21 protein-coding genes and 2 pseudogenes are annotated in these 22,796 nt (G+C 58.5%); 9 read left to right on the top strand and 14 right to left on the bottom strand.

Annotation, left to right across the window (positions count from 1 at the left end):
- Positions 1-66 precede the first annotated feature (66 nt).
- Both ACP7BE_RS05990 and ACP7BE_RS05985 read right to left on the bottom strand, forming a co-directional pair.
- Complete coding sequence (locus ACP7BE_RS05990; RefSeq protein ID WP_426105120.1) at positions 67-1,311, bottom strand: MFS transporter; 1,245 nt, start codon at positions 1,309-1,311, stop codon at positions 67-69.
- Between the two features lie 119 nt (positions 1,312-1,430).
- Entirely contained in the window at positions 1,431-2,201 is a 771-nt protein-coding gene (locus ACP7BE_RS05985; protein ID WP_095023716.1) for an SDR family NAD(P)-dependent oxidoreductase, read from the bottom strand.
- Between the two features lie 154 nt (positions 2,202-2,355).
- Here ACP7BE_RS05985 and ACP7BE_RS05980 point away from each other — a divergent pair, with 154 nt between their 5' ends.
- Positions 2,356-3,264, top strand: a complete 909-nt coding sequence (locus ACP7BE_RS05980) for a LysR family transcriptional regulator (RefSeq protein WP_095002881.1) — start codon at positions 2,356-2,358, stop codon at positions 3,262-3,264.
- Positions 3,265-3,644: 380 nt separating this feature from the next.
- On the opposite strand, the gene ACP7BE_RS05975 is transcribed toward ACP7BE_RS05980, so the two are convergent.
- Entirely contained in the window at positions 3,645-3,971 is a 327-nt protein-coding gene (locus ACP7BE_RS05975; RefSeq protein WP_095002880.1) for a hypothetical protein, read from the bottom strand.
- Positions 3,972-4,434: 463 nt separating this feature from the next.
- Between ACP7BE_RS05975 and ACP7BE_RS05970 the strand changes: the two genes are divergently transcribed.
- Entirely contained in the window at positions 4,435-5,649 is a 1,215-nt protein-coding gene (locus ACP7BE_RS05970; RefSeq protein WP_426105117.1) for an aldose 1-epimerase family protein, read from the top strand.
- A gap of 264 nt (positions 5,650-5,913) precedes the next feature.
- Here the strand turns inward: ACP7BE_RS05970 and ACP7BE_RS05965 are convergent, their stop codons facing one another.
- The 7 genes from ACP7BE_RS05965 to ACP7BE_RS05935 all read right to left on the bottom strand — a co-directional run bounded on the left by ACP7BE_RS05965 (position 5,914) and on the right by ACP7BE_RS05935 (position 13,348).
- Complete coding sequence (locus tag ACP7BE_RS05965; RefSeq protein WP_095002878.1) at positions 5,914-6,498, bottom strand: hypothetical protein; 585 nt, start codon at positions 6,496-6,498, stop codon at positions 5,914-5,916.
- 88 nt (positions 6,499-6,586) lie between these two features.
- Complete coding sequence (locus ACP7BE_RS05960) at positions 6,587-6,886, bottom strand: DUF3325 domain-containing protein (RefSeq protein WP_426105365.1); 300 nt, start codon at positions 6,884-6,886, stop codon at positions 6,587-6,589.
- A 25-nt stretch (positions 6,887-6,911) separates the two neighbouring features.
- Positions 6,912-8,519: a PepSY-associated TM helix domain-containing protein gene (locus tag ACP7BE_RS05955; protein ID WP_426105114.1), complete on the bottom strand. Its 1,608-nt coding sequence runs from the start codon at positions 8,517-8,519 to the stop codon at positions 6,912-6,914.
- The gene (locus tag ACP7BE_RS05950; RefSeq protein WP_095002875.1) at positions 8,516-8,803 is read right to left on the bottom strand and encodes a DUF3649 domain-containing protein; all 288 of its coding nucleotides are present in this window, start codon (positions 8,801-8,803) and stop codon (positions 8,516-8,518) included. Before ACP7BE_RS05950 ends, ACP7BE_RS05955 begins: the two co-directional genes overlap by 4 nt.
- Positions 8,804-8,926: 123 nt before the next feature.
- On the bottom strand, positions 8,927-11,161 hold the full coding sequence (locus ACP7BE_RS05945; protein ID WP_095002874.1) for a TonB-dependent siderophore receptor: 2,235 nt from the start codon (positions 11,159-11,161) through the stop codon (positions 8,927-8,929).
- A 130-nt stretch (positions 11,162-11,291) separates the two neighbouring features.
- Positions 11,292-12,635 (bottom strand): histidine kinase sensor domain-containing protein, encoded by a 1,344-nt coding sequence (locus ACP7BE_RS05940; RefSeq protein WP_426105112.1) that lies wholly within the window; start codon positions 12,633-12,635, stop codon positions 11,292-11,294.
- A complete protein-coding gene (locus tag ACP7BE_RS05935; protein WP_138738295.1) occupies positions 12,632-13,348 on the bottom strand; it encodes a response regulator transcription factor in 717 nt (238 codons plus the stop codon). The genes ACP7BE_RS05940 and ACP7BE_RS05935 overlap by 4 nt, the downstream gene beginning before the upstream one ends.
- A gap of 728 nt (positions 13,349-14,076) precedes the next feature.
- Here ACP7BE_RS05935 and ACP7BE_RS05930 point away from each other — a divergent pair.
- Complete coding sequence (locus ACP7BE_RS05930) at positions 14,077-14,682, top strand: hypothetical protein (RefSeq protein WP_095023725.1); 606 nt, start codon at positions 14,077-14,079, stop codon at positions 14,680-14,682.
- Between the two features lie 196 nt (positions 14,683-14,878).
- Here ACP7BE_RS05930 and ACP7BE_RS05925 read toward each other — a convergent pair whose 3' ends face one another.
- Positions 14,879-15,385 (bottom strand): GNAT family N-acetyltransferase, encoded by a 507-nt coding sequence (locus ACP7BE_RS05925; RefSeq protein WP_095018704.1) that lies wholly within the window; start codon positions 15,383-15,385, stop codon positions 14,879-14,881.
- Positions 15,386-15,483: 98 nt separating this feature from the next.
- Between ACP7BE_RS05925 and ACP7BE_RS05920 the strand changes: the two are divergent.
- Together ACP7BE_RS05920 and ACP7BE_RS05915 are read left to right on the top strand one after the other, a co-directional pair.
- Positions 15,484-15,624, top strand: a pseudogene (locus ACP7BE_RS05920) (GNAT family N-acetyltransferase); the annotation flags it as partial.
- Positions 15,609-15,980, top strand: a pseudogene (locus ACP7BE_RS05915) (hypothetical protein); the annotation flags it as partial. The pseudogenes ACP7BE_RS05920 and ACP7BE_RS05915, both read left to right, overlap by 16 nt.
- Here the strand turns inward: ACP7BE_RS05915 and ACP7BE_RS05910 are convergent.
- Positions 15,965-16,420: a helix-turn-helix domain-containing protein gene (locus ACP7BE_RS05910; RefSeq protein ID WP_150628161.1), complete on the bottom strand. Its 456-nt coding sequence runs from the start codon at positions 16,418-16,420 to the stop codon at positions 15,965-15,967. The pseudogene ACP7BE_RS05915 and the gene ACP7BE_RS05910 sit on opposite strands and share 16 nt — an antisense overlap.
- Positions 16,421-16,498: 78 nt before the next feature.
- Here ACP7BE_RS05910 and ACP7BE_RS05905 point away from each other — a divergent pair, with 78 nt between their 5' ends.
- From ACP7BE_RS05905 to ACP7BE_RS05890, 4 genes are all read left to right on the top strand, one after another.
- Complete coding sequence (locus ACP7BE_RS05905; protein WP_150628160.1) at positions 16,499-17,008, top strand: DUF2938 domain-containing protein; 510 nt, start codon at positions 16,499-16,501, stop codon at positions 17,006-17,008.
- Between the two features lie 376 nt (positions 17,009-17,384).
- Positions 17,385-18,914, top strand: a complete 1,530-nt coding sequence (locus ACP7BE_RS05900; protein WP_138738354.1) for a flavin monoamine oxidase family protein — start codon at positions 17,385-17,387, stop codon at positions 18,912-18,914.
- 14 nt (positions 18,915-18,928) lie between these two features.
- Positions 18,929-19,324, top strand: coding sequence for a c-type cytochrome (locus ACP7BE_RS05895; protein WP_238705514.1), 396 nt, complete (start codon positions 18,929-18,931; stop codon positions 19,322-19,324).
- Between the two features lie 51 nt (positions 19,325-19,375).
- The gene (locus ACP7BE_RS05890) at positions 19,376-19,879 is read left to right on the top strand and encodes a RidA family protein (protein WP_095002866.1); all 504 of its coding nucleotides are present in this window, start codon (positions 19,376-19,378) and stop codon (positions 19,877-19,879) included.
- 42 nt (positions 19,880-19,921) lie between these two features.
- On the opposite strand, the gene ACP7BE_RS05885 is transcribed toward ACP7BE_RS05890, so the two are convergent.
- Both ACP7BE_RS05885 and ACP7BE_RS05880 read right to left on the bottom strand, forming a co-directional pair.
- Positions 19,922-22,072 (bottom strand): TonB-dependent siderophore receptor, encoded by a 2,151-nt coding sequence (locus ACP7BE_RS05885; RefSeq protein WP_426105107.1) that lies wholly within the window; start codon positions 22,070-22,072, stop codon positions 19,922-19,924.
- A 202-nt stretch (positions 22,073-22,274) separates the two neighbouring features.
- Positions 22,275-22,775: an HPP family protein gene (locus ACP7BE_RS05880; RefSeq protein ID WP_095002864.1), complete on the bottom strand. Its 501-nt coding sequence runs from the start codon at positions 22,773-22,775 to the stop codon at positions 22,275-22,277.
- Between the last annotated feature and the right edge of the window lie 21 nt (positions 22,776-22,796).

The raw sequence follows: 22,796 nt of genomic DNA, 5'->3' as shown, positions 1-22,796 counted from the left end.
TTGTTCCATTTCAACGTGTAAGGGGGAGGGGCTGACAGGACTCGGTGGTTGTCAGAGGTTGCGCGACTATGAAGATTGGCGACTCACCAGGATCACCGCCAAGCCTGCAATGGCGAAGCAGGCGGACAGGTACGCAATGGGTTGCGGTCCGGCAAGATTGATCAGCAGTCCGCCCAGCAGCGAGCCCAGGCCGATGGCTGCATTGAATACAGATACATTGATGGAGGTGGCTGCGTCGGCTCCGCCTGGAATCCTGGAGGCCTCCTTGAACACCAGGGTCTGCAGCAGCACCGGAAGTGCGCCATATGCAGCGCCCCACGCAGCAAGCACAGCGAAAATGGCGGCATGACTGACCGCTGCCGCGTTCATGCATGACAGGCTTACGGCAAGGAGTGCTGTCACCAGACCCAGGCTGGTTCTTGGTGCCCTGGACGCGAACGGGCCCACGGCGAAGTTGGTGATTACACCTGCCGCGCCATAGACCAACAGAAGCATGCTGACCTGTGCAGGGCTCTGGCCGGCAATCTGCTCAAGGTACGGAGACACGTAGGTGTAAGCCAGAAAGTTGCCGGTGACGACAAGGGCGGTGATCCCGAAAACCACAAGCAAAGGGCCACTTTTGAGCACGGCTGACATCGCCCCTCGCTTGGCAGCCTTCGAGATGCGGACCGCCGGAACTGACCATGCGATCAGCGTGAAGACGACCAGGCTGAGTATCGAGAGCGCAGCAAACACGGAGCGCCATCCATACATTTCACCGAGCATTGTGCCAGCCGGAATCCCCAGCACCGTCGCCAGCGAAACACCGCCAAAGACAATCGATGTAGCTCGTACTGCGTTTCGTGCAGATACCATGTGCACTGCGGTGACCACCGCTGTCGACCAGAACACGCCGATTGCACCTGCGACCAGAATGCGTCCAAGGAAAACGACGAAGTAGTTTGGCGCCAGGAAGGTGATCAGATTGCCGATACAGCAGACCGCCAGCAGACCGGCCATCAGTGTCTTGCGGTTGAGCGATCCAAGCAGGCCAGTCAGCGGCGCTGCGGTCAGAGCGACCATAAATGCAAAAATTGTAACCAGATAACCTGCGGCGCCGAGCGAGACATTCAGGCCAGCGGCCATCGCTGGCAGCACGCCTACGGGCATGAGCTCGGTGCTGACAAAGGAGAAGCAGCCGAGGCTCAGGGCAAGAACAGCCGCTACCGCCTGTGCCCTGGATACAGTTACCCCATGAGGGTGTGGCGCTGCGGGCGCGTGGGCACTTGCCGACGTAGTATCGGCCTGATGCCTTATGACTTTCGATTGCATGGGCGTATCTCTGTGAAATTCAAAATAAAGGTCGCAAAGGTGAGGTTTTTCATGGCCAAGCCGTGCGTGCACCCGGTGTACTGCGGCGACCGGCATGCCGACTGATGGGCCATGCGAACTTATCGTGGGGGAAACTCAATGCCTGAGAGTTGCGCACAAGCGGCCAGGTATCGCTCTTGAAGCGCAGGGTCAAATGCAGCGCTGTGAACTTCTGCCGACCGCTGGTGATAGAAGTAGTCGCCGGTTACGCGCGCTGCAGTGCCTGCAGCGAGCCACGCCTGGGTGCGGGGCGCGAGGTCAAGGTCATCCGTAGCCTCAGGACCGCCCATCTTCGTGGCAACCCAACCTGGTTCGACGCAGTTGGACAGCACATCTGGCCAGTGACGCGCGGCGGCAAAAGCAAGCAGGACCGCGTGAAGCTTGGAATCCGAGTAGGCCTGCATCCCGGACCAGCGTCGCGATTCCCAGGTCAGGTCGCTGAGAGAGGGATTACCCTTCAAGTGAAGCCTGGAGCTCATGTAGACCAGGCGCTTGGGTCGCTTGACCATGGCGGTCAGAATGTAGGGCGCCAGAGAGTTCACGGCAAAGACATGGGGCAGGCCATCCACTGTGGCGATGCGCTCGCGCTCCTGGAAGCCGACAGCGGCATTGTGAATGATGGCATCGAAGGGGCCCAGTTCATTGATGCTGGCAGCAAGCGCCTTGGTTTCTGCGATGCTGGAAAGGTCCCCGACGAGTGCCGTCTGCGCCCCGGGAACTTGAGCGATGGCATGGGCCGCCCGGGCGTGATTTCGGGCATGCAGCACGACCTGATGACCGTTGGCCACGAGCAGGCGTGCCGCCATTTGACCCAGGCCGTCGGAGGATCCGGTAACGAGGATGCGCGTCATTGTCATTGCTCCGGTGAATGCCACGTCGGGGGTGGCCTCAATGGGGTGTAGGGTCGGCATGGGGTAGCCGACTCAGCGTTGGAGCAATGTTGGGATTTCGGGCCTTAGAATGCGATAGCATGGAACGCATAATATTCATGCGCGGGAGTCATCAATGAGGGCATTAAGTTCCCGGTTGCTGGAAGGCGTCGACGTTATGGCGGCTGTCGTTGATGCGCGCAGCTTTGGCGGGGCTGCTGAGGTGCTGGATATGTCTCAATCTGGCGTGAGCAGGGCAATAGCCCGCCTGGAGACAAGATTGGGCATCAGAGTGTTCGAGCGCACGACGCGATCAGTGAGGCTGACCGACGAAGGGCGCAGTTTCTACGAAGAGGTGATGCCTCTGATCGATGCGCTTGCCGAGGCGACAGGCAGCGCCGCCAGTGATGCGCAAAAGGTTCGTGGCCGGCTGCGCGTCAACGTGGACCCGCTATTTGCGAGACTGATCCTCGGTCCCCGATTGGGCGCGTTCATGGAGAGCCACCCTGAGCTCGAAATGGAGCTGCGCAGCAAGGAAGACCTGGGTGATTTGATCGCGGATGGTTTCGACATCGCGATCCGCTTCGGCCATCCTCAGCCGTCGTCGTTAGTGGCGAGAAAGCTCCTCGATACGCGAGTTTTGGCCATGGCATCACCGGCTTATCTTGAGCGTTTCGGCCATCCCAAGGACCCTATGGAGCTCGAGACTTCGGACCATCGCTGCATCCTGTTCAGGGAGCCAGTCACCGGCCGCCCGTTTGCCTGGGAGTTTCATCAGCGCCGCAAGAAGGTCACAGTCAAGCCGCAGGGCATGTTGACCGTCAACGACCCGGGTACGGTCTATAGCACATGCTTGGCCGGGCTCGGTATTGCGCAGTTGTTCGAGTTGGGAATTGAAGAATATACCTCTTCCAGGCAGCTTGTTCAGCTGTTTCCCGATTGGTCGGAGCAGCGTTTTCCGCTCTATGCATACTACCCGTCGCGACATCATGTTCCCGCAAAGACTCGCGCGCTTCTTGATTTCGTCGCAGGCCTGGTTCGCTGATCGAAACGGGTTGGGCCTGCATCAGGAGTAAGCAAGCCGCTGCGTGCTACTTCAGTCTTGCAGACAAAACCCGTTTTTTAAATCACTTGCACAAGTAACTACGTCTCTGAAGATCGTATTCGGGTGCAAAACTACTGGCTCGATCTTGAATGGAGAAAATTGAAGCGATATTTATGAACTGTAGTTTGGGTATTTAGGTAAAACTGTCAGGTAGTGTTCAGGTTGTCATGTTTGAATTGCAGTGTTTTCTTCCTTCGAAAAACGTATATCCCGGTAAGAACTGGTAATATATATTGAATTCGCCCGGCTTGGATTGATAGGGGCAGGGGAAGTGCTGCAAGTTACTTTTCAATTGCACCCGGTTGAGGACTGGCGTGCAATTAAATGACGATATCCATGCGCGGGCCGAGGCCGTCGACGAGTAAAGAGATGTCGGCACGTATCTCGCAGCACGCTTTATAGGCGTCGACTACGGCTTTCACTTCACGACAGACAAGGCCTCTTGCTTCCTCTCTTTTTTCACAGACCGTTTCAGCTGTCAGTGTCAGCCGGCCGGAGAACGTGGTTTCAACAGTGGAGAGTTTGTTCCAGTCAGAATTTTCTATATTGGCAATCCCTTTTCTGACTTTGTCAGCTGCTTTGGCTGCAGTGTCAGTATCTCCTGTCGGAGAAATTGAATAAGTGAATAGGAAGTAATATTTTGTCACTTTGCTTGTCCTTGTGAGAAGTTCGATTTATAAGTCGTGCGCCGTGCTCGACTTATAAAGACAGTAGCACTTCAGGTGGGGAGGGGAGTACTGTTCTTTAGCTTGGGTGGGTGGAATAGTGTGTGTGATTGTTTATGCTGTTTTATCGCCAACCATTTTCCGTCAATAGAATCGGTTTCCGAGATCGGTATTGAGCCAGGAACAGCCAGGCTGCGCATCATTGGCGCTTTCGATCCGCAGTGGGTGAAGTTCATCTTGCAGGAGTTACTGCGATAAGTGCCTCACCTGCGGGCGCTCATATTCGATCTGATTTGGGAGCAAGTCTGCTCGTGATAACATCGAAAAAATTTTCGATGTTCCCCCGATTTTTCTGAGTATTTTTCGGCTTTATGTCGGTTTTAAAGCTTGATGAAACGTTTCATCAAGTCTATAAAAAGGCACAATTCCAAGAAAGGCTGCTGCCATGACCCCGCTCAAACTCTTTGTTGCCCTCACTACACTGTCCGCAGCCTCCCACGCCATGGCCTGGGATTACGTTCTGCTCGACACCGACCATGGCGCCCAGAACTGGCAGATCACCAGCCAGCAACTCGGCGTAAAAACCGATAAACCCTTCAGCATCACCTTGCGCACCTTGCACGGTGGCCGGCAGGAGGGCGTCAGCATTGTGGACATCGATAACGGTACGATGAAACTCTCGGTAGTGCCTACTCGCGGAATGAACGTCTTGCAGGCCTCGGTAGGTAATGTGCGCATGGGCTGGGATTCGCCGGTCAAGGAAGTGGTCAACCCGTCCTTTATCGAGCTTAATGGTCGTGGTGGTCTGGGCTGGCTGGAAGGTTTCAATGAGCTGGTCACCCGCTGTGGATACGAATGGGTCGGCCACCCAGGAGTCGACAACGGCGAACTGCTGACCCTGCATGGTCGGGCCGCTAACATTCCTGCAAGTAAAGTCACCCTGCATATCGATGAAAAACCGCCGTATGCCATCACCCTGCGCGGCGAACTGAAAGAGCTGGCGTTCAAAAAAGTCGACTTTTCCGTCGCTACCGAATTGGTCACCGAGCCCGGCAGCGTAGTGTTCTCCCTCAACGACACCCTAACCAACAACGGCGACTATCCAAAGGAATACCAGGCGCTCTATCACAGTAACTTCAGCACCCCGTTCCTGGAGCAGGGCGCTCGTTTCGCCGCACCGGTGAAACAGGTGTCGCCGTTCAACGACAAGGCCAAGGACGATCTGCCCGACTGGCAAACCTACCGTGCACCGACCAAGGACTACGACGAAACGGTTTACAACGTGGTGCCGTATGGCGATGCCAAGGGCGATACGTTGACCGTGTTGCATAACAAGGCCGGCAGCCTGGGCGTTTCAGTCGGCTTCAATACTCAGACACTGCCGGTGTTTTCCCTGTGGAAAAACACCGATACCCAAGGCCAGGGCTATGTTACCGGCTTGGAACCGGGGACAAGTTTTTCCTACAACCGCCGTTATCAGCGGCCACTGAATTTGGTACCAACAATTGGGCCGAAGGAACACAAGCAGTTCCACATTAGCTATAGCTTATTGGCGGATAAGGTGGCTGTTGATAAGGCTTTGAAGCGAGTGAGCGACATTCAGGGTGGGCGGGAAACTGAGGTACGGCACACGCCATTGGTTGATCTGACTAAGGGATAGCACCGGCTAGAGCACCGTCGGCCGATGTGACGCAGCCTCGGCCAAATGTTCGCGCCTTATTCCTCGGTTTGTTCGAGGTCCACCGGTGTGTATGGGATTTACATCTTCTTCGCCGCCGGTTTGCTGCTGTTGGGCGGGGGGCTGATGCTGATGGGGCAACGCGCAGGCAGAGGCCAGCGCGTTGAGGCTGTCCCCGTTTCAGGACGCCAGGCACTCGGCGCAGGTAAGGGGTAGCGAGGCATCAAGCCTGTGGCGTACAGGCATTTACGGGTTCAGGTAAGCACTCAAACGCTCTACCGCAAACCCCTCGAAACCTTTCAGCGCATCGCTGGCCATCAATTGCTCCTTGCCGTTGAACTCAACCACGGGCACGTAAAAGCAGGCATGCTGGCTGATCTGGTCGACAGGGATTTTTTGCTGGCCCACAAAGGGAAAGCCGCAGCCCATGCCCAACAGCTGCAAGCGAACCACCTTGAGTTTCTGGCCTACCACCGAGGCGTCACACATCTCCCAATCAATGTTGCGTTTTTCCAGTACATCGGCCACCGGCTTGTTACCCATTCGGATAAAACTCTCGGCCTCCATCGCGAAGTTGATCGGGTTGTCCGGGTCAGCGCAAACGCTGGCCACACGCGTCACCTCGAACTCGCCGCTGCCTTCAAGTTGCGCCGGAAACTTGCTTTTCTGGCCTTCAAACCCGGGGTACGTCGTTGGGAACGGCTTGCTGGGCATGAGCTCTTTGACCGTCATACCCTTGGGCATTTCAGGGGTGGCAGCCATGACCACAGAGGGCAAAACGGCAGAGAGGAGGGCGAGGAGGGCGTTGCGTTTCAGGGCTTTGTTCAACATCTATTCCACCTTGGAAAGTCAGAAGTTACATCCTGTTGCGTAATCTGAGTCGTCCCGGCCTTGAAGGCAACCCCCACCCAAGCGTCTCTCAGGTTGTTTGCCTCACGTCAGTCCCCTCTGGCTCAGGCATTCTGCGCAGCCGCGACGCGTATGGCAGCAGGAACGCTACCGTGAGTGCCGCGAGGGAGAGGTTGCCGAGCCAGGCCACGGCACCCATGGGCCCATCCCAGGCTTGAATACAACAGGCCAAGCTGGCCAACAGGGCAATCCAGCCGGTGCAGCGTAATGTTCGCAGGACGACAGGGGCGGGCGTGGGTTGCCTGAGCTGTTTGTAATACCGCTCCAGCCCAAGGCACAAACCCAACATGCCGCTACAGGCCAGCAACATACCCGCGATCAAGGCAAGGTTCATTTCAATGCTGCTCCAGGGTTTTAGAGGATTTACGCGGTACTGCTTGTCTGGCCGGTTGTCCTGTCTGCCAGGCTGCCCAGGCCAGCAATGCGCCTATCACTACGAGGGTGAGTTCCAGGTAGAGCCCGTCCCCTCGATTGACAACAATCAGATTCAGCAGGGGCAAGTTCAAACACATCAAGGCCGCGAGGCCCAACTGTTCGCGCCAGGCAGCGAGTCTGGGCCTGACGATGGCATGGCCCAGGCTGGCGAGCCACACCAGAAAGAAAACCCGCACTTCCCATTGATCACGCCCGGCCCATTGCAACGGCAGCAACCGGTTGGCCCAAAGCAGTGCGATAGATGCCAGCACCAGCCCGGCCACGACCGCTACGTTGATGCGTTCGGCAGCGTGATACAGCATCGCACCGATCACCCCTTCGCTATCGTGACGACGGCGCCGTTTGACGGTAAACAGCACCACACCGGTGGCCAGCATGGCGCAACTGGCCAGGCCGCAGACAAAGTACAACCAGCGCATGGGATAACCGCCGAACTGGGCGAAGTGCAAGCCGGACATGACTTTCTGGGTCAGCAGGCTCGCTCGGCTCTGCGGCGGTTGCCGCAAGACTTTGCCCGTAACGCCGTCGAACACCATGCTGGCGCCCTTGGTCAGCTCGATACGATTACCCAGCAAGGGGCGCGCTTCAATGCGAGCATCACTGCGACCGGGATTTTTAATCGACAGTCCGGAAACCGGCCCCATGCTTCGCTCGGCTTCGGCCAGTAAAGGTCCTATGGCGGTCAGCGGTGCAGGCTGAGAGACGGGGTGAAGAGGCTCGCCACGCCCTGGCCTCTGTCCCTCACGGCGTGCACCCGCAGTGGCGATGTCTTGCTTGCCGGGTGCGTGATTGTATTCTGCACGCTGTTCAGCAGGCGCCCCGCGTAGCGCTCCACTGGCCGCGACACGATCGCCATCGAACAGTGCGTCCATCGCCGCGGGCATGTAGGTCAGGTAAAAAATCACCAGGCCGGTGTAGGTAATCATCAGATGGAAAGGCAGTACCAGCACACCGGTGGCGTTATGCGCATCCAGCCAGGAACGTTGGCCCTTGGCCGGGCGGAAGGTGAAAAAATCCTTGAAGAATTTTTTGTGAATGACGATGCCGCTGACAAGTGCGACGAGCATGCCCATGGCGGCCAGGCCAACCACCCAGATGCCGATATTGCGCGGCAGGTCGAGGGTGAAATGGAAGCGAAAAAAGAACCCGCCACCCGCTGTCTTGCGGACGTCAAGCGGGGCGCCGCTTTCCGGATCCAGGTTCACGCCACCGCCACGCCGTTGTTCACCGCTGGAGACGGTCAGCCCTGGTGATCGCTCGGTGGGCAGGCCGATGTTCCAGGTGCTGGCGTTCGGTTGCTGCGCGTGCAGATAGTCGAGTGCGCGTTGTGCGGCTTCGCTTGGCGTGAGCGTGTGGGCCGGGATTTCCGGCCGCATCCAGCTATCAATTTCCTTATCAAACACTGCGAGGGTGCCGGTGAGGAAGATTGCAAACAGGATCCAGCCGAAAATCAGCCCGCCCCACGTGTGCAGCCAGGCAAGGGACTGGGTGATGGTTTTGCTTTTCATCCCGGTATCTCCATCCACTGCGGCCAGAAACCGATCGCCGCCAAGGGCACAGCCAGGCTTAGCCCGGCCCATGCGCGGCGGGCACTGCGGCAGGCAAATGCCCAAAGAATCGCCAGGCTGTAGACCGCAAATGACACCAGGCTGGCCGTCACCAGCGCATCGACTTTATTCATCGGCAGCAAGCGCGCAAGTGCCGCAGTGAAGGCGTAAGTGAACAGGTAGCCGCCGCACAGCGCCGCAAGGATACGCGACACTGTCGGGCCGTAATGGGGGGGTGTTTTCATCTGGCATGCTCATCAGTTCCCGGCACGATACCGGAGTATTTTTATCAAGCTGTACGCCAACGCCCAGCCTGGTTAGCGGCTGAGCGTTGGGTGGGTGATCAAGTGCGCCTGTGAGCGCCGGGATCAGAACGAGGTGCTGATCGATGCGTAGAACGCGCGCCCCGGCTCGTTGTAAGTGCTGGCCCCGGCTGTGGTGCCCGAGCCCTCGCGGTACACTCGCTTGTCGAACAGGTTGTTGATGCCGGCACCGAGCGACAGGTTCTTGTTTACCTGGTAGGTCCCGCCAACACCCCAGATATGGTAAGGGTCAAGGGTTTGCAGCTCGTTTGTGGCGATGACGGCAACATCACGTGTCGGGTTGAATACCCGCGGCTCTTGCTTGCCGTAATAGGTCCCGGTCAGGCTCAGGGTAAGTGCCTGCGTAGCCTGCCAGTCGAGCATGGTGTTTACCGTGTACTTGGGCACCACCGACAACGGGTTGCCGTCGCCGTCCTTGTTGGACTGCATATAGGTGAAGTTGGTGTTCCAGCTCAGCGTATTGCCATTCTCACCGAGCAATGGAATGCCGACGTTTCCTTCCCATCCCTTGACCACGGCATCCTTGGCGTTATCCCATTGCAGGATGGCCTCGTTGGCCAGGGTCTTGTCGACCAAATCGTTCGAAGCCACGATTTTGTTGTCGTAATCATTACGGAAGTAGGTGATCCCGGCGGTCCATCCATCCCGGGCAAAGCTGATGCCCAGCTCTTTGTTAATGCTGATCTCGGGCTCGAGGTTTTTATTGCCCAACACATAGCAACCCGTGCTGAGCAGTGTGGGTGCACACCCGTTGCCGTTACTGCGATACAGGTAGTTGGGGTTCAACTGGTACAAATTCGGCGCCTTGAAGGCGCGGGCAATACCGCCCTTCAACGTGATGTCGTCGGTCAACATGTAGGAACTGTTCAGGCTCGGGCTCCAGTTGGCGCCGAATTGATCATGATGGTCCAGGCGCAGCCCGGGCGTCAGGAACCATTTGGGGCTCAACTCGATATTGTCTTCCATGAACAAGGCCATGATCGTCGCGTCCATATAGGACGAGCGTGCACCCAACGCCGAGTTGGGCAATGTGGTGCCGACGGCCCGGTCGAAGGTGCTTGGGTCGTCCAGCTCCTGGCGATTCCATTCCGCGCCGAGGGTCAAGGTTTGTGGCAGCAGCACTTGCAGGGGAATGTTCAGTTCGCCCTGGAGCAAGTAGCTGTCATAGGTACTGGTACTCTTGTCTGCGTTGGCGCTGATGTCACCATCGACCGCACCGGTCTGGCCTTCTTGCAATCGGTTGTTGCGGGTTTTCTCGTATTGCGCCAACACCCGTGATGTCCCGAACGCCCAGTCACCCCGATGGGTAACGGAAAAATTCTGCCGGTACATGGTGTTGGTTTCACGCCCCAGCCATTGGTTGATCGTGCTGCCGGGCGTCTGCGAGTCTGTTCCCCCGGTGCCGACATCCCCGGTGTAAATATTACCTTGCCGGCTAAAACCGGTCTCGAAATCGAGGGTCTGCTGATCGTCCAGCGCCCAGCTCAACAACGCGTTGATATCTTTATTTCGGACCCCTTCGCGGCCGGCAGCCAATGCAGAACCGGAGGCGGTGTCGGTGTGCGCGAGGTTGATATCGGAGTCGTCGGCGTCAGTCTTGTTCAGGTTGCCGTAGACACGAAATGCCAGCGCTTCGCTCAGCGCGCCGGAGAGGCTGAACGTGGTGCGTTTGGTCATGCCTTCGGCATCGTCCTCGGGCAGGTTGGTGTACGCCGAGAGCGAACCGCTGAGTTCCTGTGTCGGGCGCTTGGTGATGATGTTCACCACGCCGCCCATCGAGCCGGAGCCGTACCGAGCGGCCGCCGGGCCTCGCAGCACCTCGATGCTCTCGACTTCGTCAGCCGGTACCCAGTTGCTGTCGCCACGGGTATCGCGCTCGCCGGAACGGGTGTAACGCACGGCGTTGCGTGAGGTCACGGGCTTGCCGTCGATCAGGATCAGGGTGTTCTCCGGGCCCATGCCGCGCAGGTCGATCTGGCGGTTATTGCCGCGTGTACCGCTGGCGCTGTTGCCGCTCAGGTTGACCCCTGGCATCTTGCGGATGATATCGGACAGGTCATTGACGGGCGGGCGTTTCTTGATGTCTTCGGCCGTGATGATCGATGCCCCGGGGGCTTGCTTGAGCTCTTGCGCGGCAGTGGCCACAACATGGGTATCATCGAGTTGCAAGACATTGTCTGACGCCGGCGCCGCCAGCAGTTCGGTTTCGGCCAGCGCAGCGCCGGGCGAGCAGGCCATCAAGGCGAGGACAAGATGATTGAGCTTGAATCGCGGGTACATCGACAACACTCCTGTTAGTGGATGAGCCCAATGGAGTGTCTGAGCATCCTGTCAGCAGGGGGCTCGGTTAAGCCTGAATCTCCATGGGCGGCGCTAATAGAAGTGATTCGCAAACGTGAGTAAATCTTATTTACATTTTATACATTTGTAATTTCAGATTTATGCGCAATCCACTGTCAGTGTTTTCTGCCCAGATTTCGCCGCCCTGCAATTGCACGACGCTGCGCGCAATCGACAAACCGAGGCCGAAGCCACTGCCGCCGGGGCGTGCGGCGTTGAGTCGGGTGAAGGGCTGAAAAATCTGTTCGAGCTTGTCGGGAGCGACGCCGGGCCCCTGGTCTTCGATCCACACGTACCAATAGGCGCCCTTGCTGACCCCGGTGAATGTGACTGCGCCGTGTTGCGGTGAATGGCGGATGGCGTTGCGCAAGATGTTTTCCAGCGCCTGCGCCAGGCTGTTCAGGTTACCCATGACGCGACAGTCAGGGGGCAAATCACAGCGCAGACGCTCGATCGGCCAACCGCTCTCGAAGCTGGCGTCGCCACTTAACACCTCCCATAGCTGGTCCAGCTCCACCGGCTCCAGCGCCAGGGCGGGGCGCTCGGTGTCCAGCCACACCAGCTCCAGCGTATCGCCGATCAATCGGTCCATGCTCTGTACCTCACGTTCGAGGCGCTGGCGCATGGCATCCATGTCCGGTTCACGTTCACCGGTCACGCGCAGTCGGCTCAACGGCGTACGCAACTCATGGGACAAGTCACGCATCAGCCGACGCTGCAGCGCCAGGGTGTTTTCCAGGCGCTCGGCCATGTGATCGAAGGTTCGCCCCAGGTCGCCCAGCTCGTCGCGCCGCCGAGCCACCTGCGGCCCTGCGCGGGCCGACAGGTTGCCCGAGCTCAATGCTGCCGCCTGGCGGCGCAGGGTCACCACGGGGGCGATCAACACACGGTAGAGCAGGAAGCCGAGCAGCAGCGCCAAGCCCGCCGGCAGTACCCATTGCAGCAGCACCTCCCACACCCGCAAGTGCTCACGCGGGTTGAAACGATGCGGCAGCTCCATGACCAGACGCGCTTTGTCGTCGCTGAAAGGCACATAGAACGTTGGCCAGCCGTTTGGCCGTCCTACGGTCCAGTGAAGCGGACGGACAAAGTCGAGTTTACGACGCTCATGTTCATCCAGAGGCTGCGAAGACAATGATTGCTGGTGCTCATCGACGACGGCAGCCCACACCCGTTCCTGTTTGCGCAAGCTGCGCAGGAACTCATCAACGCCTTGCGTGCCGAGTTCCCGCCACGCCGTTTCGGCCTGTTGTGCGTAAGCGATATGGCTCTGCTTGGCCGGTTCGGAGAGGAGGGCGGTGGCATCCTTGAGACGCTTGCTCAGGTCGGCCTGCAAACTGATCACCAGCATGCACAAAAGCGCGAGCACGCCGACCAGTTGCCACAGCAGCGAGTGCCGGTTCGGCAGCCTCATGACTGCAACGGCGCCAGCACATACCCCATGCCGCGTATGGTCTCGACGCGCCCGGCGCTGTAACCGATGGCCTGCAATTTGCGACGAACCCGACTGACATGCATGTCCAGGCTGCGGTCATGTTGTGAGTGCGCCCGATGCATGACCTGTTGGTACAGAAAGGCTTTGCTCAACACCTCGCCGGGATGCTGAATGAGGATTTCCAGTACCCGGAATTCGGTGCTGGTCAGATCGGCCCAGCGGCCGTTGCGGCAAACATCCATGGCCTGCTGATCAAGTTCCAGTTGCGAATCGCTGCGCACTTTTACCTGGGCCTCGTGCTCGTAGGCCACGCGCCTCAGAATGGCATCGATGCGTACATCCATCTCCTGCATGCTGAATGGCTTGGGCAAGTAATCGTCCGCGCCCTGGCTGAAACCGGTTATCCGGTCCTGCTCGGCACCCAGCGCCGACATCAGGATGACCGGGACACGCTGGCACTGGCGCACTTGGGCGAGCACCTCCAGGCCACTGCTGCCGGGTAACATGATGTCCATCAGGATCAAATCGAAACCCTCGGAGCGCACCAGATGCAGAATTTCGTCTGCGTCGTGACGCAACGTGACCGAAAAGCCCCGCTGGCCCAGATGGCTATCCAGGTCGGCGGCAAGCACCGGATCATCCTCAATAGCCAGAATACGGATGGGCATATGGGAAGCAGAGGCGAATTGCATGGAGGGGCAGACCTGTGAATGAGAATTATTATGCATAATTCATTCTGACAAAAAATGTTGCACATTCCTAACCAAAGCAAGATTTTCGTCATGCAGATTTACGAGCTTTAAGCTTTCGGTCGCTCTGAAGGCGTCAGTACGTATGGACATGCCCGGGCGCTCCAGCATTGAATGCAACGCCGGCAAGCAGGGCAAAGACAGGAAGACAGCAGGGCAGTTCAAGCCAGGTTAGCTCAAACAGGATGATCCTCTTCAACGTATGGGAGCGGCGCTTATTATCGATGCAGGCGGATTTTCTGCCTGGTCAGGTCGCAGCGAAAAGTGCCGCTATCACCGCGAACCGCATACAGGGTTGCTCTGTAAAACGACGATAGCCGTGAACAGTGCAAGTCGCGTAGTTTCCGGTACGCCCACGCCCAGCCGCGTTTGGATACCTTGGCCCTGTCCATGTTTTTACGCCTCCATGATTGGATCCAAAACAATAGCAAATAGCCATTAGCGGGTGATATAAGGACTTGAGTAAAAGTGTGTAAATTTTTCAGGCATCCGTCGGCAAGTCTCATGCGGCTCAAGCCAGCCGGGGCCCCTGTATGTACTTGCGTGTAGCCAGTGGAGCAGGCGCGGAACAGGCTTTTCAGTTATTGAGTCCAACCTGAGCTCCGGGTTATCCCGGGTCTGATCAACAGTTTCCTGCCTGAGCCCCTATTGTGGCCGGAGTAGCCATATCAATGATTTTGGTGGTTGAAGGCATCAGCGCCAGCGGTAAAACCACGTGGTGCACCCGGCATGGAGGGCCGCATGTGATTGCTGAGCACGGCCGTCTTGACGGTGTGCCGGAGCGTGCCAGTGATCCCGTCGCAGCCGCAGTTTTCTGGGCCGAGCGTAACGTCGATCGATGGCAGGCCGCGCTGGCCATGGAAGCCAGGGCTCAATGGGCGGTGTGCGACAGCGACCCGCTCAAGCTTCATTACCTGTGGTGCCTCTGGCAGATCGGTGAGGCCAGCACAAACGACTGGCTAACAGAACTGGACGCCACCCGTGACACTGTCGCACAGGGGCGTATCGGCTTTGCAGACGCTTACATTGTCGGGCGCATAGACCCGCAACTGGCACGGCAGCGAGCCCGTGCAGACTCCACTCGGCGCAGAAGCAATTTCGAGCTGCATGTACGGCTGCAGCAGGCGTTACTGACCTGGTACGCCGCGATCGAGCACGTGCTGCCCGGCAGTGTGCACGTGGGCTTTCCTGCAAAAATGCCCGTTGCGCAACCACGTAATGACAGGTACCCGTTGGCGGCCTTTGACCGGATGATCGCATTGCTGCCCGGTAAGTAATCAGAGCTAACGCAGCAATGCCCAGCACGCCCGCAATGCTGCTCAAGTGTGGGAGCGGGCTTGCTCGCGATGTTCTTGATGGCGCCGCATTTACTCAGCTAATACGCGTCATCGTTGACGACCATCGCGAGCAAGCCCGCTCCCACAAAGGCAGAAATCGTTTAAATGAACAACAATGCCCACCACGCCCGGTCACTTACTCGCGTGCATCAAACGCCGCAGCGTATTTCACAACCCCGACAGGCAGCTCGCCAGTAAAGGACAGGGCCTGGAAGTATTCAGGGGGAACGTCGGGCAACTCAAGGCCGGGGTGGGCTTTAAACCCGAAGCGGCCGTAATAGGCAGGGTCGCCCAGCACGACGCAACCCGCTGCGCCCTGTTGCCGCAGCTGTTGCAGTGCGGCCCTCATCAATGCCGAACCGATGCCCTTGCCCTGACGGTCAGGTCTTACGCTGATCGGCCCCAGGCCATACCATCCGGTTACCCCGGACGAAATGCTGACAGGGGAAATGGCGACATGGCCGAGGATTTCGTCATGTTCTGCCGCCACCAGGGAGATGCTCAGTTGCCCGGTGCGCCGCAGTGCATTGACGATGAAATGCTCGGTGTGGCTTGAATACTCTTCGTTCCTGAACGCTGCCTCGGTCAGGCGACTGATGGCTTCGATGTCTTGCGGCTGTTCGTTGCGAATGGTCATGTGCATGTTCAACGTTTCGATGCCCATAAATACCTCGGGTGGAGTCGGCAAGTGGCTGCCAGCGCATTGTGCATGCGTTCGTTGGCCCGTGCTGAGTGTGAGCAGCTTCGCTGCCTTCGGTGGGTTTCTATGAACGGTATGGCTTCAAGTGCTCAGGGAACGTGGACGAGTCGGCGGGGCTGGTGTACCAGCCGATGGAAAAGACCATGCCGACACCGCCCGCGTCTGCGCCGCAGGCTGGTTGATTGCAGCAGCTACCGGCCGGGGTTTGTATGAACTTACGGCGAGTGGCGAAAGCGCCCTGGGCGAGCTTGGCCTTGATCTGCAAACGGCAAGGGCACAACGCCGACGCTTTGCGTGCTCATGCATGGACTGGAGCATGCGCCGGCCACATCTTGCCGGTGCTCTTGGCGGCGCTTTTCTGCAGATGGCCCTGAGCCGCAAATGGGTAGTCAAGGACCTCGACAGCCGGGCGCTTGCAGTGACGCCCAAGGGGCGTAAAGCACTGGCTGGCCAATTTGGTTTGCAGTCTGAAATCCACGATGATGCACTATCAGCCGCACAGGGCAGGGCTGTTAACGCCATTCATGGGGTGTTCTGACTTTTGTCCGTGGGAGCTTGACTGCGTCGCGGTTTTTTCCTGTCGAGGCTGCGTGGCCTGACAGCGGCCAGTTTTTTCTGAAAGGCAGGGCATTCAATATGACGGGGAGCGGGGCAGGCCGCTGCTCGCCTGAGCTCGTCGCGAATTGTACTCAAGCGCTGGATGGTGCGATCAAGTTCGTCAGCCTTTTCTGCCAGGCGCTGGTGATCAATTTCAGGCTGACCGTCCGCCTTCAGCATGGCGGCGATATCGTCCAGTGAAAACCCCGAACACTGCCCCAGTGCGATCAACGACAGGCACTGAAGTACATCCGCACTGAACACACGGCTCAGGCCCCGACGGCCTGTCGAGCGGATCAGCCCTTTTTCTTCGTAGTAGCGCAGGGTTGAGGGCGGCAGGCCGCAGCGCCGTGCCACTTCACCGATCTCCATTTCTTTCATGCTTGACCTCAAGTCGACTTGAACTTGCAGACTGCTCTGACCAGGCCGACAAAACAGGCTTAATGCAGAGGGTACAACATGCAAACAAGTGAGATGGTACTGCGTATTCTGTTGGTTGGCATGGGGGCCACCTTGATCATGGACGCAGGCGCTTTAATTCGTGCACGGGTCTTTGGTATCCCGTCCCTTGACTATGGGCTCGTCGGTCGTTGGCTGGGCCTCATGCGCCAGGGGCAGTTTCAGCATGCCTCGATTGTGGCTGCGCCGCGTGTCAGGCATGAGCGTCTGATCGGCTGGGTTTTTCATTACCTGACGGGCATTGTCTTCGCGTTGCTGCTGGTTGTACTCACGGGTGTGGAGTGGTTGTTCCATCCCACGCTGATGCCTGCATTGGCCGCTGGCTTGATCAGTATGGCGGCACCGTTTTTTATCTTGCAGCCCGCCTTCGGCTTCGGCATCGCTGCATCGAAGACGGCGGCTCCCTACGTGGCAAGGCGCCGAACCCTGATCACCCATCTGACGTTTGGCCTGGGGCTCTATGTCGCCGGGTGGCTGGTGCTGCTGCTCTATCCGACGCCGCATGCCTGAGGCGTTGCCCCGACCCGGCAGCGATGCGCCCATGAGGTACACAGCCACCTGAGCTGCCCAATGCTGGCGCATCCGCCTTGCACCAAAAACAGACCTGCCCGACCTAAGTAGAAGCATTTGGCCGTGTCTGTTTGACGATCTTTTCTCTAGATCGCGTTTTTTCTTCCTTCGTTAATTCATGGCATAGCGCTTGCTCTGGGACATCACCGGGCGCAGACATTTCTGTGGTCGGGCGATGCCGCATGCCGGGTTGTTCGTCATTCATTGCCTGCGTATTTCCCTTCGATGCAAAGGACTGGTCATGCAAGAGAAAGCAATGGTTGTGAGCCGACGCAAAGTACTCAACTGGATCGGCGTGACAGCAGGCGCCGCTGCGATGTATCAGGCGATGAGCTCATTGGGCTTTGCCGCAGAATCAAATTACCAGCGTGACTTCGCCTTGAGCGGCGCACCGAAAGGCACCCGCGTACTGATCCTTGGGGCCGGGCTGGCCGGCATGACCGCCGCCTACGAACTGCGCAAGGCCGGCTACCAGGTCAAGGTGCTGGAGTTCAATGCCAAACCCGGTGGGCGTTGCTGGACGTTGCGTGGCGGTGACCGCTTCACCGAGCTGGGCGGCGCTACCCAGCATTGCGAATTCGACAAGGGCCTGTACCTCAACCCCGGCCCTTGGCGCATCCCGTATCACCACCATGCGGTGCTCGACTACTGCCACAAATTCGGCGTCGCACTGGAGCCCTTTATTCAGGTCAACTACAACGCAATGGTGCACTCCACCAAGGCGTTTGGCGGCAAGCCGCAGCGTTATCGTGAAGTGCAGGCGGACTTTCAGGGGCATGTGGCCGAGTTGTTGAGCAAGGCTGTCAATCAGCACGGCCTGGATCAGGCACTGACCCGGGAAGACCGCGAACGCCTGCTGGAAGTGATGCGCAAATGGGGTGCGCTGGATGCCAGCAACGCCTACAAAAAATCCTTGGAGACCAGCATGCGCCGTGGTTTTGCCGTGGACGATGGTGGTGGCCTGATGCCCGAGGCGGTGCCGTCCGAGCCGATCGACTGCAAGGCGCTGCTGGATTCGAATCTGTGGCAAAGCATCGCCAGCGGCCAGGAATATGAATTCCAGAGCAGCATTTTCCAGCCCGTAGGCGGTATGGACATGATTGCCCAGGCCTTCCAGAAGCAGGTCAATGACCTGATCCATTACAACGCCAAGGTCACGCGCATCCAGCAAAACGACAAAGGCGTGACCGTGACCTATCAAAACAGCGACGGCAGCGGTGGGGCACAGCAGGAGCAGGCCGACTGGTGCGTGTGCACATTGCCGCTGTCGATCCTCGGGCAACTGCCGGTTGATGTCAGTGCACCGATGATGAGCGCGATCCGCGCCGTGCCTTACGAGTCTTCGATCAAGGTCGGACTGCAATTCAAGCGCCGGTTCTGGGAGCAGGACGAGCATATCTACGGCGGCATCAGTTACACCGATACGCCGATCAGCAAAATCAGCTACCCGAGCACCGACTATGGCAAGCAGGGCAAGGGCGTATTGCTCGGTGCCTATATCTGGGGGCCGAACGCTTATGAGTTCACTGCCATGAGCCCGCAAATGCGCGTGCAGAAAGCCGTTGAGTACGGTGCCCAGGTCCACCCCCAATACCCGGCAGAGTTCGAAAACGGCATTGCCGTCGGCTGGCACCGCGTGCCCTGGACCAACGGTTGCTATGGCCTGTGGACCCCTGAAACCCGCCAGCAGCATTACAAGAACCTGTGCCAGATTGACGGTCGCATCGTCCTTGCCGGTGAGCATGCTTCCTATATCCCGGCCTGGATGGAGGGCGCGATCCTGTCCTCCCAGGATGCGATCAAGCGTCTGCATACCCATATTATTGCCAGCGCGAAAGCGGCCTGAGCCAGGAGTTAGCCATGAGAATGACTTTAACCACCGCTACCCTGGCAGGCCTGCTGGTCAGTGCCACTGCGCTTGCTGAAGATGCACCCATGCTGTCCACCTCCGGCAAGTTCGATCAGGCCAGCGGCGAAGCTCTCTTCAATCAGGTCTGCCAGGGCTGCCATATGGCTGAAGGCCAGGGCTCCCACGGGGCGGGGGCCTACCCGGCGCTGGCTGCCAACCAGAAACTGGGGGCCAAGGTGTACCCGGTGTATATGGTGACATCAGGGCAGGGCGGTATGCCGGGTTTCAAGAAGTACATGGATGACCAGCAGATAGCCTCGGTGGTCAACTATGTACGGACTCATTTTGGCAATCACTATGCTGACTCCGTGACAGTGGAGGATGTTCAGGCGGTCACCCGACGCTGACAAGCAACCATGGACTGCGCGCTTTTTTCATGACCCTCAAGGAATACAAAAATGTCTAAAAAATTGATCCCCGCTTTTGTGTTGACCTCGGTGCTGGCCGGCCTGATGACTACCCAGGTCAACGCCGCAGAAGTGATCCGTCACAAGCTGCCCAACTCGGACTTCCCGATCTCTCTGGCCGTGGAAATTCCACCGGGTGTCACCGTGGTCAACCTCAGTGGCGTGGTGCCGCCTATTGCCGACAGCAAGGCCGATCCCAAGACCCTGGCGGCCTATGGCGACACCGAAGTGCAGACGGTCAACGTGCTGAAAAATATCGAGGCTACCCTCAAAAGCCTGGGCCTGAGCATGGGCGATGTGATCAAGATGCAGGTGTATCTGGTGGGCACGCCGGAAACCGGCAAAATGGATTTCGCCGGATTTATGAAGGGCTATACCCAGTTCTTCGGCACCAAGGCCCAGCCCAAGCTGCCAACCCGCTCGGCGTTCCAGGTAGCCGGCCTGGCCAACCCCAACTACCTGGTAGAGATCGAGGTGACGGCCGCCCGACCTTAACACCGGGCCAAGGGGCAGGCGCGAGCGCGCCTGCCTGTCAGGCTAGAAGCTGACTTCTCCAGTCAGGCGCAGCGTCCTTCCTTCTCCCCAACTCACACGCCGGGTGTTGCCGCCCGAAGCCACAAAGTAGCTGCGATCGGTCAGGTTGCTGGCGTTGAGCTGCAGTGAGGTTTCCTTGCCCAGCAGATGGCTGGTCTTCCAGGATGCAAAAGCATCCACCGTGGTGTAGTCCGGCAGCTCGAAAGAGTTGCTGATATCCCCTGCGCGCTTGCCCACATAACGGGCCCCGGAGCCCAGGCGCAAGCGGCCGGCGAAAATATCGGCCGGTACTTCATAGGTCAGGTAAGCCCCGCCCACATGACGGGCCACGTTGAACAGGCGGTTGCCCTCGGTTTGCCGGGTGTCCTTTTTGATCCGTGCATCGGTGTAGGCGTAGTTGGCGATGACGCTCCACTGCGCGTTCAGGCGTCCGCTCATGCTCCATTCCAGACCGTTTGACTGCACTTCACCGGCAATGCGCTGGATCATATTGCCGAACGCGTCGAGCTCGCCGGTGTTCTGTTGTACGTTCTTTTTCAGGATGTCGTACACCGCCAGCTGGCTGGTCCAGTCGCCGTTGTCATACTTCATGCCGACTTCGTACTGGCGGCCGGTTTCAGACTTGTAGGTGCCTTCGAACGTGGTGCCGGTTTCCATCTCATTGGGTGCGAATGACTGGCTGTAGTTGCCATACAGCGAGAGGTCGTCACGCATCTGATACACCAGCCCCAGGAAGGGCAAAAGCCTGGATTCGCCCTCATCGGTGGTTTGCTTGAAGTCCAGGCCCGCGCCAGAGTCGATCGAGTAATGCTGATAGCGCAGACCCGGGGCCAGAATCCATTTTTCGCCCAGGTGGATAGTGTCTTTGACGTACAGCGACTGGCCCTTGATATGGCTTTTGCCGTTGGTGTTGGACGGGTTCACCTTACCCACCGGCGGCAGCAGGCCATACTGCGGATCGGCCGGGTAGAAACCGCCGACATTGCTGCTTTGCAGGAAGTCGCCGTTGGCTTCGCGGCGGGTTTCATAGTCGACACCCGTGACCAGGTCGTGATCGATACCGAGCCAGGTCTTGTTACCAATCCAGTCCAGCGACAGGTAAGCGTTCTCCCGGTTGGCGCCCACGTTACGACGAAACCGCCGGGTCAGCTCGCCTGTTGCCGGGCGATATTCACTGGGGTCGGCCTGGTAGTCGTTGTAATGGTCATACACCCAGCCCGTGGTCAGGCGCACCCTTGAAGTGGGGTCGAGGCGGTACTCGGTGGTGGTGTTGAGCGACTGGCGCTGGCCTTGGGCGCGGGTCCATTTTTCGTCCAGGCGTTTGTCGCGGCTGCCCACATGATGGCCGTTGTAGAACAGCGCGCCACGGTCCAGGGTATTGCTGTAGTCGTTGTATTCATAAGCGGCGAGAAACGACAGATCGTCAGACTCGTAGGACAGCGAAGGGGCGACCAGTTTCGACTTGTTCTGACCAAAGTTGCGCCAGTAATCCTCGTCGCGGTTTTGCCCGATCAATCGAAAGGCGAACCCGCTGTCACCCAGCGGCCCAGTGACATCGAACCAGCCATCGCCACCGCCCTGATCGCTCAGGGTGCCGCCCAGTGTGCTGTTCCATTGGTACTGCGGTTTTTTCGTGATCACGTTGATCACTCCGCCGGGCTCCTGCATGCCGTAGAGCAGTGAAGCAGGGCTCTTGAGCATCTCCACGCGCTCGGTGGTGACACGTTGAAAGTTGCGGCCGATGGGCATGCGTACACCATCGCGCAATACGCCGCCATCATCGGAATTACCGAATCCGCGCTTGATAAAACTGTCCTGGGTGCCGCCGAAGTTATTGCTGACCACCACCCCGGGCATGAACTTGATCACGTCTTCGAGGGTTTGCGGTGCTTGATCCTTGAGTTGCTGGCGGGTCACTGTATCGACCACTTGCGACTGCTGCAGAAAGGGCGTTTCAGTCTTGTCAGCCGTCGAGCTGTAGCCCGCACGGTAGTCCGTATCGTCTTCGGCAGATTGCACGCCGTCGACCTGAATACTGGGCAGTTGCATGGGCGCGTTTTCGCCCGCAAGCACCGTGCAACTGATCACCAGGCCGGTACATACACCCAGTGGCACAAAGCCTGCCCGTTTGAATCCATGCTTCCTTTGCAACATCCGTAACACTCCACACCAATGACGGCAGATAACTGAACGCGCTGCCGAGAACCGGGCAATAAACGGTGCGAAGTTGTTGATGCTTCGCTGTTCAGTGCGTGGGTTGAAACGGCTATGACGCGCGTTTCAGACTCGGCAGCGGGGCTGAATCGTATCAGCAGCAGGAATGTTTATCATTTACTTTGGTATTGCAGGCAGCGCACTACCACCAGTACTTGGGGTAACTGCCGCGGTGGCGTGTGTTATTCAGGCACCAGGCAACCACCACGATCACGATGGAGCCCGCCAGCACCGGGGTCAGCAGAAAAGACAGCGGCGCGCCTGTCATCAGCACCACAATCGGGTTGGCCCCTGCCGGGGCATGCAGGGTACGGGACTGTTGCATGGCAACCAGAGCCAGCCCGACGGCCAATGCGCAGGCCCACCACGAATTGCCCAGGGTATGCAAAATAATCAGTCCGACCAGGGTGGATATGACATGCCCGCCGATGATGCTGCGTGGTTGAGCCAGCGGCGAGTCGGGGACGCCAAAGGCCAATACGCAACTGGCCCCCATTGAAGCCATAAGCCATGGAGTGCCTGACAGGTTGCTCAGCCAGCCAGTAGCACCAATGGCGATGACTGCACCCATAAACGATGTCAGCGTAAAACGCAGGGAGGGTGCGGCTGGCGCACCGGATGTGAGCAGACGACGTGCAGACATGGGAGTACTCGCGACGGGGGA

Source organism: Pseudomonas sp. TWR1-1-3, from assembly GCF_049896805.1.
Lineage (GTDB): Bacteria > Pseudomonadota > Gammaproteobacteria > Pseudomonadales > Pseudomonadaceae > Aquipseudomonas > Aquipseudomonas bubulae.
The sequence above is the reverse complement of the archived record's forward strand: the minus strand, read 5'-3'. Positions and strand labels throughout refer to the sequence as shown.

Coding starts and splice junctions, on each gene's coding strand:
- ACP7BE_RS05990 (WP_426105120.1), bottom strand. CDS start 1,311: ATGCAATCGAAAGTCATAAGGCATCAGGCCGATACTACGTCGGCAAGT.
- ACP7BE_RS05985 (WP_095023716.1), bottom strand. CDS start 2,201: ATGACGCGCATCCTCGTTACCGGATCCTCCGACGGCCTGGGTCAAATG.
- ACP7BE_RS05980 (WP_095002881.1), top strand. CDS start 2,356: ATGAGGGCATTAAGTTCCCGGTTGCTGGAAGGCGTCGACGTTATGGCG.
- ACP7BE_RS05970 (WP_426105117.1), top strand. CDS start 4,435: ATGACCCCGCTCAAACTCTTTGTTGCCCTCACTACACTGTCCGCAGCC.
- ACP7BE_RS05965 (WP_095002878.1), bottom strand. CDS start 6,498: ATGTTGAACAAAGCCCTGAAACGCAACGCCCTCCTCGCCCTCCTCTCT.
- ACP7BE_RS05960 (WP_426105365.1), bottom strand. CDS start 6,886: ATGTTGCTGGCCTGTAGCGGCATGTTGGGTTTGTGCCTTGGGCTGGAG.
- ACP7BE_RS05955 (WP_426105114.1), bottom strand. CDS start 8,519: ATGAAAAGCAAAACCATCACCCAGTCCCTTGCCTGGCTGCACACGTGG.
- ACP7BE_RS05950 (WP_095002875.1), bottom strand. CDS start 8,803: ATGAAAACACCCCCCCATTACGGCCCGACAGTGTCGCGTATCCTTGCG.
- ACP7BE_RS05945 (WP_095002874.1), bottom strand. CDS start 11,161: ATGTACCCGCGATTCAAGCTCAATCATCTTGTCCTCGCCTTGATGGCC.
- ACP7BE_RS05940 (WP_426105112.1), bottom strand. CDS start 12,635: ATGAGGCTGCCGAACCGGCACTCGCTGCTGTGGCAACTGGTCGGCGTG.
- ACP7BE_RS05935 (WP_138738295.1), bottom strand. CDS start 13,348: ATGCAATTCGCCTCTGCTTCCCATATGCCCATCCGTATTCTGGCTATT.
- ACP7BE_RS05930 (WP_095023725.1), top strand. CDS start 14,077: ATGATTTTGGTGGTTGAAGGCATCAGCGCCAGCGGTAAAACCACGTGG.
- ACP7BE_RS05925 (WP_095018704.1), bottom strand. CDS start 15,385: ATGCACATGACCATTCGCAACGAACAGCCGCAAGACATCGAAGCCATC.
- ACP7BE_RS05910 (WP_150628161.1), bottom strand. CDS start 16,420: ATGAAAGAAATGGAGATCGGTGAAGTGGCACGGCGCTGCGGCCTGCCG.
- ACP7BE_RS05905 (WP_150628160.1), top strand. CDS start 16,499: ATGCAAACAAGTGAGATGGTACTGCGTATTCTGTTGGTTGGCATGGGG.
- ACP7BE_RS05900 (WP_138738354.1), top strand. CDS start 17,385: ATGTATCAGGCGATGAGCTCATTGGGCTTTGCCGCAGAATCAAATTAC.
- ACP7BE_RS05895 (WP_238705514.1), top strand. CDS start 18,929: ATGAGAATGACTTTAACCACCGCTACCCTGGCAGGCCTGCTGGTCAGT.
- ACP7BE_RS05890 (WP_095002866.1), top strand. CDS start 19,376: ATGTCTAAAAAATTGATCCCCGCTTTTGTGTTGACCTCGGTGCTGGCC.
- ACP7BE_RS05885 (WP_426105107.1), bottom strand. CDS start 22,072: ATGTTGCAAAGGAAGCATGGATTCAAACGGGCAGGCTTTGTGCCACTG.
- ACP7BE_RS05880 (WP_095002864.1), bottom strand. CDS start 22,775: ATGTCTGCACGTCGTCTGCTCACATCCGGTGCGCCAGCCGCACCCTCC.